The organism is Parabacteroides sp. CAG:2 (genome assembly GCF_000436315.1).
Classification (GTDB): Bacteria; Bacteroidota; Bacteroidia; order Bacteroidales; family Tannerellaceae; genus Parabacteroides; species Parabacteroides distasonis.
The window spans coordinates 1-14,325 of sequence record NZ_FR885313.1; the positions used below are offsets into that span (position 1 = coordinate 1).

Sequence of the window (14,325 nt, forward strand, 5' to 3'; positions counted from 1 at the left end):
CGCGTGAGCCGATGCCACTATACGTGTGAGCCTGCGCCACTACTGGTGCGAAATCGGCCCATTTATACTACTTTTCCGTGATATAATTGACAACCCAACTACCCACTTCTTTCGTTCCATATTTCGCTCCACCTTCCACTTGGATTTCCGGCGTACGGACATTCGCATCGAGGGAAGCGTCTACGGCTTCACGGATCAAGGCTCCCTCTTCTTTGAGGTCGAAATACTCGAATAACATCGCTACTGAAAGAATTTGCGCCAAGGGGTTCGCAATATTCAGCCCTTTCGCCTGCGGCCAAGAGCCATGAATCGGCTCGAAAACCGGCGTGCTCTCTCCGGTAGAAGCGGAAGGCAGCAAGCCCATAGAGCCGCTGATGCAAGAACCCTCATCCGTCAAGATATCACCAAACGTATTCTCGGTTACCATCACGTCGAAGAATTTCGGCTCTTGGATCATACGCATAGCGGCGTTGTCCACATACATATAGTCTGTCGTTACTTCCGGATAGCTAGGAGCCATCTCTTGAGCGATCTGGCGCCATAGACGGGAAGAGGCAAGTACGTTCGCCTTGTCAACAACCGTCAGGTGCTTATTCCGTTTCATCGCATACTCGAAGCCCACTTTCAAGATACGCTCGATTTCCGGGCGGGTATACATATTCGTATCGTATGCCTTATCGTTGTCTTGATATTTCTCACCGAAATACATACCACCGGTCAACTCACGGATACATAAGAAATCCGCGCCATCCACCAATTCGGCACGCAACGGCGATTTATGCAATAGGCATTTGAAGGTCTGCACCGGACGGATATTAGCGAACAGGCCCAACTTCTTACGCATCGCCAAAAGACCTTGCTCCGGACGTACTTTCGCTGTCGGATCATTATCAAACTTAGGATCGCCCACGGCCGAGAAAAGAACAGCGTCGGCATCCTTACAAATCCGATAGGTCTCCTCCGGGAAAGGATCACCTACCTTATCGATCGCGTCAGCGCCACAAAGGGCATACTCATAGTGAACCTCATGTCCAAATTTCTCACAAACGGCACTCATTACTTCCACGCCTTGCACGGAAATCTCTGGTCCGATCCCGTCTCCGGGAAGTACTGCTATATTCAGTTTCATCGTAAATGTTTGTTATTATTCTCTGTTAAAATGTACATACTTAGGCTCCGTGGGGAAATACGTGTCATCATCCCACAGGGTACTTGTAATCATCAAGTCGGCGCTATAACGGTTACAAGCGATAGGTACGTTATGAACACGGCACTGGCGAAGCAACATCTGGATGTCGGCCTCGTGCGGTTGCGGATTCAAGTCGTCTATCAAAAAGACCGCCAAATCGATCTCCTTACGGACAACCATAGCGGCAATCTCAGCATCGCCTCCCATCGGACCGGAATGCATGCAAGCAATATCCGCGTTCACCCCTTTTTCCTCGAGAGCTTTACGAACCAAATTTCCGGTCGTACCCGTACAAACAATATGGTGGTGAGACAAGAACTCAGCGTTATGTACCGCCCATTCTACCATTTCCGCCTTACGATTGTCGTGCGCTACAAGCGCGATAGTCAACTTTTTCATACCCTTTACCTTTTTAATTATTAATCCTCTATCTTGTTCAGCATCTTCAATGTCGCCTTGATCGCCGCCTCGGTCTGATCAGCGTCCAGACCACGAGTCTTGAAATCGACCCCAGCATAATTCCAGCTGATGACCGTCTGCACGAACGCATCCGTACGTCCTCCCGGCGGGATGGATACCGAATAGTTCGTCAACATCGGGAACGGGCGGTTCAAACGGGAATAAATCCGGCGTAAGGCACGAACGAAAGCGTCGTATTGTCCATCACCGGAAGCCGATTCCTCGTAAGCCTCGCCATTGATCTCGATCTTCAAGGTAGCCACCGGTTTCAACCCTTGGGCCAAGGATAAGGAATAGTTCAAGATCCGGATTTTCTGATCCTCCAGCGCATTATCATGATGAAGCACATCGCTGATAATATAAGGAAGATCCTCCGGGGTAACCATTTCTTTCTTATCCCCTAACTCAATGATCCGTTCCGTAACCTTACGCATCGAGCCCTCATCCATGTCGATACCGAGCGCTTCCAGATTCTTGCGGATATTCGCTTTTCCGGAGGTCTTGCCCAAGGCGTACTCGCGAACCCGTCCGAAACGTTCAGGAAGCAAGTCGTTGCAATACAAGTTATTCTTGCTATCACCGTCTGCGTGAACACCGGCGCACTGCGTAAACACATGCTCTCCGATGATCGGCTTATTGGGCGGGATATGCACCCCGGAGTAGGTCTCAACCAAACGGCTAGCCTTGTTTATCTTTTCCTCCCTCAAGCTCGTCTCCTCTCCCAACTGGTCCTTGATAACGGCAAGTACGCTACTCAAAGGAGCGTTACCCGCACGCTCTCCCAAACCGTTCACGGTCGTATGGATTCCCTTGATACCCGCACGGATGGCGGAATATACATTCGCTACGGCAAGATCATAGTCGTTATGCGCATGGAAGTCAAACCGTAAATCAGGGTAACGGTCCACCATCATCTTGCAATACTCGTAGGTATTTCCGGGATTCAAGACTCCCAAGGTATCCGGGAGCATGAAACGGCAGATCGGAAGTCCTTTCAACGCATCGATTACCAAGAATACGTAATCCGGGGAATGCTTGATACCGTTCGACCAGTCCTCCAAATAGATATTCACGTCGATCTTCCGTTTCGCCGCTTCCAATACGACCGTACGAATATCGTCAACGTGTTGCTCGGGAGTCTTTCGAAGCTGTTCGGTGACATGCTTATAAGAGCCCTTGCAAAGCAAGTTCACGACACGGCAACCTGCGGATTCAATCCAGTCGAGAGAGACCGTACCATCCACGAAACCCAAGACCTCCAATTTGTCTAGGTTTCCGGAACGGGCGGCCCAAGCGGCTACACGCTTCACGGCCTCAAACTCTCCGTCCGACACACGGGCGGAGGCGATCTCCACCCGGTTCACGCCTAAGTCGCTCAGCAGCACTTGCGCTATGCTGAGCTTCTCGTGAGCGGCGAAGGAGACGCCCGAAGTTTGCTCCCCATCTCTGAGGGTTGTATCCATTATTTCTATCATAATCAGCGTGCTGCCTCGAAGGCTTCTATCTTTGATTTATTTGCCAGTAAATAGTCGATATCGTCCAATCCGTTGATCAGGCAATCCTTTTTATAGGCGTTGATCTCGAAATGCTCGCTTTTGCCCGTAGCCTTGTTCGTGATCGTTTGCTCCGGTAGATTTACCTCGACCTCAGTTTTCGGGTCCTTGTAAATCGAATCGAACAATTCAGCGAGGAACTCTTCAGTCACAACAACCGGCAGCACGAAGTTGTTCAACTCGTTGTTTTTATGGATATCGGCGAAGAAACTGGAGACCACGACACGGAAACCGTAATCGGCGATCGCCCAAGCCGCATGCTCACGGCTGGAACCGGAACCGAAGTTCTTTCCCGCTACCAATATCTTTCCGCTATACGTAGGATCGTTCAAGACGAATGATTCGATCTTATTACCTTCCTTATCATATCGCCAATCCCGGAATAAGTTCTCGCCGAACCCTTCCTTGGTAGTCGCTTTCAGAAAGCGGGCTGGGATAATCTGGTCGGTATCCACGTTCTCTAAAGGAAGAGGTACGCAAGTGCTTGTGATTATATTGAATTTTGTTTTCATCTTATGCTACTTTATTAGATTAGTCTTTACATCAGTTCTCTCGGGTCCGTGATCTTACCTGTCACAGCGGCGGCGGCGGCCACAAGCGGCCCCGCCAAGATGGTGCGAGCACCCGGTCCTTGGCGGCCCTCGAAATTACGGTTGGAAGTGGAGACCGCATATTTACCCGCCGGAACCTTATCCTCATTCATCGCCAGACAAGCGGAACATCCCGGTTGACGAAGGACGAAGCCGGCCTCGGCCAAAACCTTGTCGATCCCCTCGGCACGAATCTCCCGTTCTACCTGCCAACTGCCGGGAACCAGCCAAACCGTTACATCATCCGCTTTCTTCTTTCCTTTCACCAAAGAGGCGAAAGCACGGAAATCCTCGATACGGCCATTCGTACAGCTACCTAAAAAGACATAATCCACTTTCTTACCCAACATAGACTCGCCTGCCTTGAAGCCCATATAATCCAAAGACTTCTTATAAGAGATACGGCCTGCCTCGGGCACGCTTTCTAAGGAGGGGATATCTTTGCTGATACTCATACCCATGCCCGGGTTCGTACCGTACGTAACCATCGGGTCGATATCCTCGGCGTGGAAAACGATCTCCTTATCGAACTTAGCGTCCGGATCACTATATAGCTGACGCCACTCGCTCACCTTCCGCTCCCATTCCTCGCCTCTTGGGGCAAACTCACGGTCTTTCAAATAATCGAAAGTAACATCATCCGGAGCGATCATACCGCCACGGGCACCCATCTCGATCGAAAGGTTACAGATCGTCAGACGTTCCTCCATGGTCGTATTACGAATCGCCTCGCCAGCGTACTCTACGAAATAGCCCGTAGCACCGCTGGTACTCATCTTACTAATAATGTATAAAGCAAAGTCCTTCGCCGTAACGCCCGGTTTGCGTACACCATCGATCGTGATACGCATCGTTTTCGGCTTACGCTGCATGATACATTGGGTAGCCAAGGTCATCTCCACCTCGCTCGTACCGATACCGAAGGCGATAGCGCCCATGGCACCGTGCGTAGAAGTATGGGAGTCACCACAAACGATCGTCATACCCGGCTGCGTCAAGCCTGTCTCCGGACCTACCACATGGATGATACCATTCTTCGGATGTTGAAGACCGTAATACGTCAAGCCGAAATACTTCGCATTCTCTTCCAAGGTATCCACTTGATTCTTGGATATAGGGTCCTCGATAGGCTTATCTTGGTTCAATGTCGGGATATTGTGGTCCGGCATACAAGTGATTTGCGCGGGACGGAAGGGCTTCAATCCACGTGCACGTAATCCGGCGAAAGCCTGCGGGCTAGTCACCTCATGACAATACAGACGGTCGATATACAATTGTATGGTTCCGTCGGGCAACGTGTCCACCACGTGTTTGTCCCAGATTTTCTCAAATAATGTCTTGCTCATTGTCTTGTCTATTTTTAGTCTACTATAAACTTATTGATGGCGTCCACGAAAGCCTCCACGGAAGCGGCGATAATATCGGTATTCGCAGAGAACCCATAATAGGTAGCCCCGTTATACTCTACCTGCATATGCACCTTGCCCGTATCATCGCTACCTTTATTAATGGCTTGAATCAAGAATTCCTGAATCGTCATGTCACTATTACTAATCGCTTTTTTCACCGCCTTGATGCCTGCGTCAACCGGACCGTTACCAGCCGCGGCCTCGTATTTTCTTACTCCCGACAAATTTAAACAAATACTTGCGACTGATTGTACTCCAACGCCACTAGTTACCTGTAAATATTCCAATTTAATACGGTGGGTGGCCGTACGATCCTTTCCGACCAACATCAAAACATCATCATCATTAATATCTTTCTTACGATCGGCCAGTTTCAAGAACTCATCATACACCTTGTCCAATTTCTCCTGCTCCAGATCCACACCTAAAACATGCAAGCGATGCTTCAACGCCGCACGACCGCTACGAGCAGTCAATACGATTGCATTATCATCAATACCCACATCCTTCGGATCGATGATCTCGTAGGTTTGCGCATTCTTCAAAACGCCATCTTGGTGGATACCGGAGGAGTGAGCGAATGCGTTACGTCCGACAATAGCCTTATTCGGTTGTACCGGCATATTCATCAAGCTAGAAACCATACGGCTCGTACTATAGATCTTATTCGTCGTGATATTGGTGATGATATCACGTTCTTTATGGCTCTTGAAAACCATGGCGACTTCTTCCAATGACGTGTTACCCGCACGCTCACCGATGCCGTTTATGGTTACCTCCACCTGACGGGCTCCGTTCAACACGCCTTGTACGGTATTCGCGGTAGCCATGCCCAAGTCATTATGGCAATGGGTGGACAAGATCGCATTATGTACGCCATCCACATGTTCCATCAGATACTTAATCTTCGCCCCGTACTCATCCGGCAAGCAATATCCTGTCGTATCCGGGATATTCACTACGGTAGCCCCGGCCTTGATCACGGCCTCCACGACACGGGCTAGATATTCATTATCCGTACGCCCGGCATCCTCACAGTAGAATTCTACGTCCTCCACGTACTTTTTAGCGTATTTCGTGGCGGCGATCGCACGCTCTATAATCTCCTCTCTCGTGGAGTTAAACTTGTATTTGATATGAGAATCAGAAGTACCGATACCCGTATGAATACGTCCTCGCTTAGCGAATCTCAACGCCTCAGCTGCCACGTCGATATCTTTCTCCACCGCACGGGTCAAGGCACAGATGGTCGGCCAAGTCACGGCCTTTGAGATCTCAACCACACTCTTAAAATCCCCGGGACTGGAGACAGGGAAACCAGCCTCGATCACATCAACACCTAGCTGTTCCAACGCCTTAGCTACTTGAATCTTTTCCACTGTATTCAACTGGCATCCCGGAACCTGTTCACCATCACGTAAGGTGGTGTCGAAAATAAATAATCTGTCTGACATAATCTTATATTCTTAATTTACTAATATCCTATACTAACTAAAAAAGCCTCTCTCACAAGGAAGTGAGAAAGGCTCTTTCATCTATCGTAATGCCCGCAAAGCATACAGTCTCACTTCCTATCCCGTTCCCAGAGTAGAATAATGTTTAGAGAAATAATGAGACTATTTTGCAAGTTGCGTGTCATTGTTCTTGTCTTTATTGTTTTTGTTTGAACGTTGCAAAGATACGGCCTTTTTTGATACCACCAAATATAATTCGAAGTTTTTTACAGGATATTTCTTATAAAACGTAAGATAAACAATTACATCTGTTACTAAATAACACTACCCATCGTTGGGTCGTAACGATGGGCAGTATAAGCTGCTTACGTTGCCCATCATAAAGGCCTTATGATGGGCAGTGTTATGAAATATGTGAGACAGCTCATTTTAACGAGCTACGATCTTCTTCACGAACAAGAGCAGCGTATTACCAGATAACATCAAGGAACGCAATACTGTTTTATTCTTAGGCAAGGTAAGCTTCTCTACCTTATTGAGGAGATGAGACGGGGCATGCCCCGCCCCGCCTCTACAACTGGGTAATAAGTTAATCCTATAGACCTACTTTTTTCCTTACCAAATATCTTATTACATGGAAATTATTCCATACATTTGCCACAGTACTAATTAATAACGATTACGACTATGACAAAATTAAGCAACATCCCCGCCAAGGAAACTACAGCCAAGACCGCAAAAACACGTAAGGCCAAGAACGGACCCGCAAAGCTCAAGTGGGATCCTACCAAGCCGATGCAATTCACCCAAGAAGAGATCTGGGAACATATCCATGAGATTGAGAAGGGACCGTTCTATCCTATTGAAGAAGTACATCAAAGAATAAGATCATGGATGGACAACTATCAAGGAAAAAAGTAATCGGTTCTCCCATTTACGAGGAAAGCCTTGAGAGGACTTTCGTGGAAGGCATAGAACGATTCGGTATGTTCCAAGCCCGGAAATATCTTGAGCATATATTGAATACAGTCGAGAAACTAGAAAACGACTATCCTTATTACCCCGAATGCCGACACCTAACCACGAAAAGCCGCATGTACCGGAACATCATCCTAGATTCACACCTTATCATCTACCGCATCACCGAGGAACGGATCGAGGTGCTGGACATCTTCCATTCCGCATCCAGCATGCGAAAGATCAAGAAAACAAAGAATATCCACATCGAATAACACAAAGAAAGGCGAGCCACCCGTAAGTGACCCGCCTCTTTTTGCTGATATATAAGGATTAAGATTGGATTAGTTGTTCTCCGGACGAAGCTTGCGTACAGTAACAGCTGTCTGCCACATCTCGCTCTCGCGCAATGCCTTCAATTCAGCCTCCAATTTCTCACGATAATCCGGCTTAGAGTTTGAGTCGATAGAGATCTGAGCCTCGTTACCGCATTTTACGTTCGCGTACAATTTCTCGACAACCGGCTTGATTGCGTCGTGGAACGGACCCATCCAGTCCAAAGCGCCACGCTGGGCGGTAGTAGAGCAGTTCGCGTACATCCAGTCCATACCATTCTTGGCGAATAAAGGCATCAAGGATTGAGTCAACTCCTCGACCGTCTCGTTGAAAGCCTCAGAAGGAGTGTGTCCATTCTCGCGCAATACCTCATACTGGGCCAACAACAAACCTTGGATAGCACCCATCAAAGAACCACGCTCACCAGTCAAGTCGGAAGTAGCCTCACGGATGAAAGTCGTCTCGAACAAATAACCGGAACCGATACCGATACCCAACGCCAACGTACGATCCATTGCCTTGCCGGTAGCGTCTTGATAGATAGCGAAAGAAGAGTTCAAGCCACGCCCCTCAAGGAACATGGAACGCAAAGACGTACCAGACCCCTTCGGAGCGACCATGATCACGTCAATATCCGCAGGAGGAACAACACCTGTACGATCGTTCCAAGTGATCGCGAAGCCATGAGAGAAATACAGGGCCTTGCCAGCTGTCAAATAAGGCTTCATCGTAGGCCATACAGACATTACGGCAGCGTCGGACAATAAGCACATGATGATCGTGGCCTTGTCGCAAGCCTCCTCGATACCGAACAGAGTCTCACCCGGAACCCATCCGTCCTCAACCGCTTTCTCGTAAGTCTTACCTTGGCGCTGACCAACGATTACGTTGAAGCCATTGTCACGAAGGTTCAATGACTGTCCCGGTCCCTGTACGCCATAGCCGATAACAGCGATTGTCTCATCTTTTAATATCTCTCTTGCCTTTTCCAACGGAAATTCCTCGCGGGTCATTACATTCTCTACAACACCGCCAAAATTCATTTGTGCCATTTTCTTTTTAACTATTAATGTTTAAAAACCTATTTATGTATCTCTTTTATTATCTCCAAGTAACCGCCGCACGACAGATCGCCTTTCCCTCATGGCAAATAGCCATGTCTTGCTTATCGGGAGCGGACTCCGCCTTATGAAGCGTAAGCGGCATACCTTGTTTACCCTCGGATTGGTAGGCGATCTCCAGACGGCCGATCTCACGGGTCTTGAACTGGTCGATATCGAACAAATCCAGCAGGTGCTCAATATACTTCACGCTATTGAAGTGACCGTTGATATCCAAGTCGCTGTATTTGATCGAATACGGGATTCCCTCCGCCTTATTCTCCGCCGACATGATCTTGCCCGGCTTCTCGATCGGGCACGGACGCTCGTCGATATATTTGCCCAATGCCTCTATATCCAATAAGGTAGGACGGCGGGTCTCCACGTCGATAGCCGCCCAAATAGAACGGGCGAATCCAAAGGTTTTCCCATTCTCATCCGCCAGCTCAAAACAACGGCTGGTGAAAAGACGTCCGACCTCATCGATCCAAGTGTATAAATTAATCTTATCGAAGGCGGTAGGATATTCCTTCATCTCGATAGCCAGACGGGACAACACCCAAGCCGTATGACGCTCCGACATATCATTGAAACCGAACCCACGCTCTCCGGCATGGCTGGAAGCGGCGTGAATCAAATAGTTACCAATCATAGGGAGCGTTACACGTCCCCTAAAATCCATCAAATATGGCTCCGCCACGAAATGAAATAATCCTACTTTCTCCATATCTTATTATTGTTGCTTTTCCTGTAACTTTCGCTCCATATCGGCCAACATATCGCTCAAGCGCTCCACCTTGCTCTTCGTGATAGCCACACGTCCGGAGCGGATGAATTGCAGGACACCGATCGTCTCGCTCAACTCATTGAACAAGGCCTGTGTCTCGTCATAGTGGCCACTCTTCTCCAATACCACGCAGGTCTCGTTCATCTCCAAGATACGGGCGTTGTATTTACGGATCAATCCCTCCACGGTTCCCATCTTGATGAAAAGCTCGGTACTTAGCTTATAAAGAGCGATCTCTTGATAAACCAGATCCTCATCCGTATTATAATAAGCCTTCAAGATATCCACACGTTTATCGATCTGTTTCACCACCTTATCGATCATATCCTCATCGGCGAATGTCGTGATCGTAAACTTATGGATGCCCTTGATAGCGGACGGAGAGACGGACAGAGTCTCGATGTTCAGCTGTCGGCGTGTAAAGATAATCGTTATCTGGTTCAAAAGACCTACGATATTCTCTGAAAAGATAATAACGGTATATAATTTCTTTGTTGTCATAGCTTCATCTCCTCCTTATTTCTCGTCTCCCATAATCATGTTTGTCACGCTTCCCCCGGCAGGAACCATCGGATACACCATTCCGCAAGTCTCCACGTTAGCGACCAACACGTAAGCGCCGTCGTGGTTTAGCATCTCGGCGATAGCGTCGTCCAATTCCTCCCGCTTTTCAACGGCACGGCTGGCGATACCATAGGCTTTAGCGATCGCCACGAAATCCGGATTCTCCATGATGGTGTTTGAATAACGCTCGTGGAAGAACAATTCTTGCCACTGACGTACCATACCTAAGAAGTTATTATTAAGAATAATAATCTTCACGTTCAGTTTCTCCTGCATGATGGTACCCAATTCCTGAATCGTCATCTGCATACCCCCATCACCGGTAAAGAAGCAGACCGTACGGTCTGGAGCCCCGAACTTAGCGCCCATAGCGGCCGGCAGACCAAATCCCATCGTACCTAAACCACCGGAAGTCACCACGCTACGGGTTTGTTTATATTTGAAATAGCGGACGCCCATCATCTGGTTCTGCCCAACGTCGGTCACCAATACAGCGTCGTTACCGGTCGCCTCGGAAACCTTACGGACTACCTCGCCCATTTTCAGTTGACCCTCGGTCGGATACAATTCCTTCTCGATTACCTTATCGTATTCCTCTTTCTCGTCCCGATCGAACTCGGCATTCCATTCCGGGCGTTTACGTTCTTCCAACAACGCCGTGATCATCGGTATCGTGTGCTTGGCATTCCCCAGCACCTTTACGTCCACGGCAACATTCTTGCCGATTTCCGAGTTGTCGATATCCAGATGGATAATCTTGGCTTGCTTAGCGTATGTCTTTAAATCGCCAGTCACACGGTCGTCGAAACGCATACCGATAGCGATCAATACATCACACTCATTCGTTTTCCGGTTCGGCCCTACGTTTCCATGCATGCCGAGCATTCCCTTGTTCAATGGGAAATCGGTTGGCAACGCAGATAAGCCCAATACCGTAGATCCGGCAGGTATATCATTCTTTTGGAGAAACGCTTTCAATTCCTCTTCTGCACCGCCTAACAATACTCCCTGCCCGACCAGACAGAAGGGTTTCTTCGCCTCATTGATTAAATCGGCGGCGGCCTTGATACGATCCTTATTGATATCCGGCTCCGGTTGATAACTACGTACGTAATCGACCTTCTTATATTCATATTCCACCAACCCTACTTGCGCGTCCTTCGCTAAATCCAGCACAACTGGACCCGGACGGCCTGTAGAAGCGATATAAAAAGCACGAGAAACAGCCCATGCGATCTCCTCCGGCTTGCGGATTTGATAAGCCCATTTCGTGATCGGTTGCGTGATGCCAATCACGTCGACTTCCTGAAAAGCATCGGTTCCCAACAACGGCGAGGGTACTTGACCGGCGATTACGACCATTGGCGTACTATCCATCAGCGCGTCAGCGATACCCGTGATGGTATTCGTAGCGCCCGGGCCGGAAGTAACCAACGTCACTCCTACCTTGCCGGATACACGGGCATATCCTTGAGCCGCATGGGTAGCGCCTTGCTCGTGGCGCACCAATACATGCCTCAACTGGTCCCTATAATCATATAAACTGTCGTAAATAGGTATCGCCTGTCCGCCGGGATAACCGAAGATAGTATCTACTCCTTCAGCAATCAACGCTTTCAGCAAAGCTTCCGAACCGGTTATCTTTTGTTTCTCCATAAGAAATAACGTGTTTAATGTATATTATTGGCTTTAATCTTCAACAATCCTTACACCTCCCTTATCGGCGGAGCTAACCATCTTCCCGTACGCTCTCAACGCTTTCGAGACCTCACGCTGACGCGTCGGCGGCGTAAAGGCTTTCTTTCCACGTGCCTCTTCCGCCTTACGGCGCTCGGCCAACTCCTCGTCGCTCAGCCGCACGTTGATGGAACGTTCCGGGATATTGATCTCGATGATATCCCCGTCTCTCACCAGTCCGATAGCGCCACCGGAAGCGGCCTCGGGAGAGATATGCCCGATAGAAAGACCGGACGTACCGCCACTGAAACGACCATCCGTGATCAAGGCGCACTCCTTACCTAAGTGACGGCTCTTTATATAAGAGGTAGGATATAACATCTCTTGCATTCCCGGCCCCCCTTTCGGACCCTCATACGTGATGACGACCACATCGCCTGAAACGACCTTGCCTCCTAAAATGCCCTCGCAAGCGGCATCCTGTGAATCGAAGACTTTCGCCGGGCCGGAGAATTTCCAAATACTCTCATCCACACCGGCGGTTTTTACGACACATCCGTCCAAGGCGATATTCCCTCTCAAAACAGCCAAGCCGCCATCCTTGGAATAAGCGTGCTCCACGTCACGGATACAACCTTCGGCACGATCCGTATCTAATTCCTTATAATAAGATTCTTGGGAACCCATCTGGATACTGAACCGATGAGCGGGAGCGCTCTTGTATTTACGGATCGCCTCCTCCGTTACGTTCGGGGAAGTGACGGCGTATTTATCAACAGCCTCGGCCAAGGTCAGGCCGTCCGCACGTCTCGTGCTGCCATCCACAAGCCCGGCTTTCATCAACTCGTTCATGATACCGAGGATCCCACCGGCACGGTTTACGTCTTGTACATGATAAGTGTGCGTATTCGGGGCTACCTTACACAGGCAAGGAGTCTTGCGGGATAACATATCGATATCCTCCATATGAAAATCGGCGCCGGCTTCTTGTGCCACGGCCAATAAGTGAAGCACCGTATTGGTAGACCCCCCCATGGCGATATCCAGCGACATGGCGTTCAAGAAAGCCTGACGGGTAGCGATGTTGCGAGGTAACACGGAATCATCCCCGTCACGATAGTATTTGTAAGCGTTCTCAACGATTTGCTTAGCCGCGTCACGGAAAAGTTGGATACGGTTCTTATGGGTAGCCACGATCGTCCCGTTACCCGGAAGCGCCAGACCGATCGCCTCGTTCAAGCAGTTCATAGAGTTAGCGGTAAACATACCGGAACAACAACCGCAACCCGGACACGCATGGCGTTCCACCTGCTCGATACGCTCATCGCTTACAGATGTATCGGCAGACTCAATCATCGCGTCGATCAAATCAAGATGGCGGCCATCCAGCTCACCTGCCTCCATCGGGCCACCGGACACGAACACCGTCGGGATATTTAATCGCATGGAAGCCATAAGCATACCCGGCGTGATCTTATCGCAATTGCTGATGCAAACCATAGCGTCCGCCTTATGGGCATTTACCATATATTCCACGCTGTCCGCGATAATGTCGCGTGAAGGAAGCGAGTAAAGCATCCCATCGTGCCCCATAGCGATACCGTCGTCGATAGCGATCGTATTAAATTCAGCGGCGAAACAACCTTGCTTCTCGATCTCGGCCTTGACCAGTTGCCCGATCTCATGCAAATGCGTATGCCCCGGCACGAACTGGGTAAATGAATTTACGATAGCGATAATAGGCTTGCCGAACTGTTCCTCTTTCATCCCGTTGGCACGCCATAGCGCACGGGCTCCGGCCATCCTACGACCTTCGGTGCTAAATGAGCTTCTTAACGGATTCTTCATCTCTTTCCTATTTTTTGTTCGTAGAGCGCTTTATCCACGCCTCTACCTTGAATTATTTATACTAAAAAAGCCTTTCCCTATATGGAGAAAGGCTTAAGAAATATCTCTACGACTTCACAACTTCTTACACACCTTTCTCCTTACCTACTAATGACTAGAAGGACCACCACGAGAATAATATGCAATACGTTGTTCATCATCTTTATCTTGTTGTCTTTATTTGTTTGTCGCTGCAAATGTAGAACAATAATTGATATGCGCAAAGGATTTAAAAGAAAATTCTTCATTTTTCTTTCAATTCTCAAGCAAATACCATTTCAGGGTTGCATTTTAACAGAAACAAAAGTGTATTACTTAGGAATCGGAAGGTATAGAAGGGAAAAAACTTCGATTTCCAAACAG

At 48.7% G+C, this 14,325-nt stretch carries 13 protein-coding genes; 2 read left to right on the forward strand and 11 right to left on the reverse strand.

Translation table 11 applies throughout. The annotated features are described in order from the left end of the window. Positions 1-67: 67 nt before the first annotated feature. The 6 genes from leuB to QVP94_RS12945 are packed head-to-tail and all read right to left on the reverse strand — an operon-like array spanning position 68 to position 6,654. Complete coding sequence (gene leuB, locus QVP94_RS12920) at positions 68-1,129, reverse strand: 3-isopropylmalate dehydrogenase (protein ID WP_005854478.1); 1,062 nt, start codon at positions 1,127-1,129, stop codon at positions 68-70. A gap of 15 nt (positions 1,130-1,144) precedes the next feature. Continuing rightward, positions 1,145-1,588: a methylglyoxal synthase gene (locus QVP94_RS12925; protein WP_005854477.1), complete on the reverse strand. Its 444-nt coding sequence runs from the start codon at positions 1,586-1,588 to the stop codon at positions 1,145-1,147. Positions 1,589-1,608: 20 nt separating this feature from the next. Further along, a complete protein-coding gene (locus QVP94_RS12930; protein ID WP_008778605.1) occupies positions 1,609-3,123 on the reverse strand; it encodes a hydroxymethylglutaryl-CoA lyase-like TIM-barrel protein in 1,515 nt (504 codons plus the stop codon). A 2-nt stretch (positions 3,124-3,125) separates the two neighbouring features. Continuing rightward, positions 3,126-3,713, reverse strand: coding sequence for a 3-isopropylmalate dehydratase small subunit (gene leuD, locus QVP94_RS12935; RefSeq protein WP_005854475.1), 588 nt, complete (start codon positions 3,711-3,713; stop codon positions 3,126-3,128). A gap of 26 nt (positions 3,714-3,739) precedes the next feature. Further along, positions 3,740-5,137 (reverse strand): 3-isopropylmalate dehydratase large subunit, encoded by a 1,398-nt coding sequence (gene leuC, locus QVP94_RS12940; RefSeq protein ID WP_005864399.1) that lies wholly within the window; start codon positions 5,135-5,137, stop codon positions 3,740-3,742. Between the two features lie 14 nt (positions 5,138-5,151). Next, positions 5,152-6,654 (reverse strand): 2-isopropylmalate synthase, encoded by a 1,503-nt coding sequence (locus tag QVP94_RS12945; protein ID WP_022192773.1) that lies wholly within the window; start codon positions 6,652-6,654, stop codon positions 5,152-5,154. A 687-nt stretch (positions 6,655-7,341) separates the two neighbouring features. Here QVP94_RS12945 and QVP94_RS12950 point away from each other — a divergent pair. Both QVP94_RS12950 and QVP94_RS12955 read left to right on the forward strand, forming a co-directional pair. Beyond that, positions 7,342-7,575 carry a hypothetical protein gene (locus tag QVP94_RS12950; RefSeq protein WP_005854472.1) on the forward strand — a complete coding sequence of 78 codons (234 nt, stop codon included), beginning with the start codon at positions 7,342-7,344 and terminating at the stop codon, positions 7,573-7,575. Further along, positions 7,545-7,886, forward strand: coding sequence for a type II toxin-antitoxin system RelE/ParE family toxin (locus QVP94_RS12955; RefSeq protein WP_005854470.1), 342 nt, complete (start codon positions 7,545-7,547; stop codon positions 7,884-7,886). The genes QVP94_RS12950 and QVP94_RS12955 overlap by 31 nt, the downstream gene beginning before the upstream one ends. Positions 7,887-7,955: 69 nt before the next feature. On the opposite strand, the gene ilvC is transcribed toward QVP94_RS12955, so the two are convergent. The 5 genes from ilvC to ilvD are packed head-to-tail and all read right to left on the reverse strand — an operon-like array spanning position 7,956 to position 13,923. Next, on the reverse strand, positions 7,956-8,999 hold the full coding sequence (ilvC, locus tag QVP94_RS12960; protein ID WP_005854467.1) for a ketol-acid reductoisomerase: 1,044 nt from the start codon (positions 8,997-8,999) through the stop codon (positions 7,956-7,958). A 49-nt stretch (positions 9,000-9,048) separates the two neighbouring features. After that, complete coding sequence (locus QVP94_RS12965) at positions 9,049-9,774, reverse strand: acyl-[acyl-carrier-protein] thioesterase (protein WP_005854464.1); 726 nt, start codon at positions 9,772-9,774, stop codon at positions 9,049-9,051. A gap of 6 nt (positions 9,775-9,780) precedes the next feature. Continuing rightward, on the reverse strand, positions 9,781-10,335 hold the full coding sequence (gene ilvN / locus QVP94_RS12970; RefSeq protein WP_005854462.1) for an acetolactate synthase small subunit: 555 nt from the start codon (positions 10,333-10,335) through the stop codon (positions 9,781-9,783). A gap of 15 nt (positions 10,336-10,350) precedes the next feature. Beyond that, positions 10,351-12,054, reverse strand: coding sequence for a biosynthetic-type acetolactate synthase large subunit (gene ilvB / locus QVP94_RS12975; protein WP_022192775.1), 1,704 nt, complete (start codon positions 12,052-12,054; stop codon positions 10,351-10,353). 33 nt (positions 12,055-12,087) lie between these two features. After that, a complete protein-coding gene (gene ilvD, locus QVP94_RS12980) occupies positions 12,088-13,923 on the reverse strand; it encodes a dihydroxy-acid dehydratase (RefSeq protein ID WP_005864376.1) in 1,836 nt (611 codons plus the stop codon). Positions 13,924-14,325: the final 402 nt, after the last annotated feature.

Bases quoted from the DNA above. Each gene is read 5' to 3' on its own strand.
- leuB (WP_005854478.1), bottom strand. From the start codon at position 1,129: ATGAAACTGAATATAGCAGTACTTCCCGGAGACGGGATCGGACCAGAG.
- QVP94_RS12925 (WP_005854477.1), bottom strand. From the start codon at position 1,588: ATGAAAAAGTTGACTATCGCGCTTGTAGCGCACGACAATCGTAAGGCG.
- QVP94_RS12930 (WP_008778605.1), bottom strand. From the start codon at position 3,123: ATGATAGAAATAATGGATACAACCCTCAGAGATGGGGAGCAAACTTCG.
- leuD (WP_005854475.1), bottom strand. From the start codon at position 3,713: ATGAAAACAAAATTCAATATAATCACAAGCACTTGCGTACCTCTTCCT.
- leuC (WP_005864399.1), bottom strand. From the start codon at position 5,137: ATGAGCAAGACATTATTTGAGAAAATCTGGGACAAACACGTGGTGGAC.
- QVP94_RS12945 (WP_022192773.1), bottom strand. From the start codon at position 6,654: ATGTCAGACAGATTATTTATTTTCGACACCACCTTACGTGATGGTGAA.
- QVP94_RS12950 (WP_005854472.1), top strand. From the start codon at position 7,342: ATGACAAAATTAAGCAACATCCCCGCCAAGGAAACTACAGCCAAGACC.
- QVP94_RS12955 (WP_005854470.1), top strand. From the start codon at position 7,545: ATGGATGGACAACTATCAAGGAAAAAAGTAATCGGTTCTCCCATTTAC.
- ilvC (WP_005854467.1), bottom strand. From the start codon at position 8,999: ATGGCACAAATGAATTTTGGCGGTGTTGTAGAGAATGTAATGACCCGC.
- QVP94_RS12965 (WP_005854464.1), bottom strand. From the start codon at position 9,774: ATGGAGAAAGTAGGATTATTTCATTTCGTGGCGGAGCCATATTTGATG.
- ilvN (WP_005854462.1), bottom strand. From the start codon at position 10,335: ATGACAACAAAGAAATTATATACCGTTATTATCTTTTCAGAGAATATC.
- ilvB (WP_022192775.1), bottom strand. From the start codon at position 12,054: ATGGAGAAACAAAAGATAACCGGTTCGGAAGCTTTGCTGAAAGCGTTG.
- ilvD (WP_005864376.1), bottom strand. From the start codon at position 13,923: ATGAAGAATCCGTTAAGAAGCTCATTTAGCACCGAAGGTCGTAGGATG.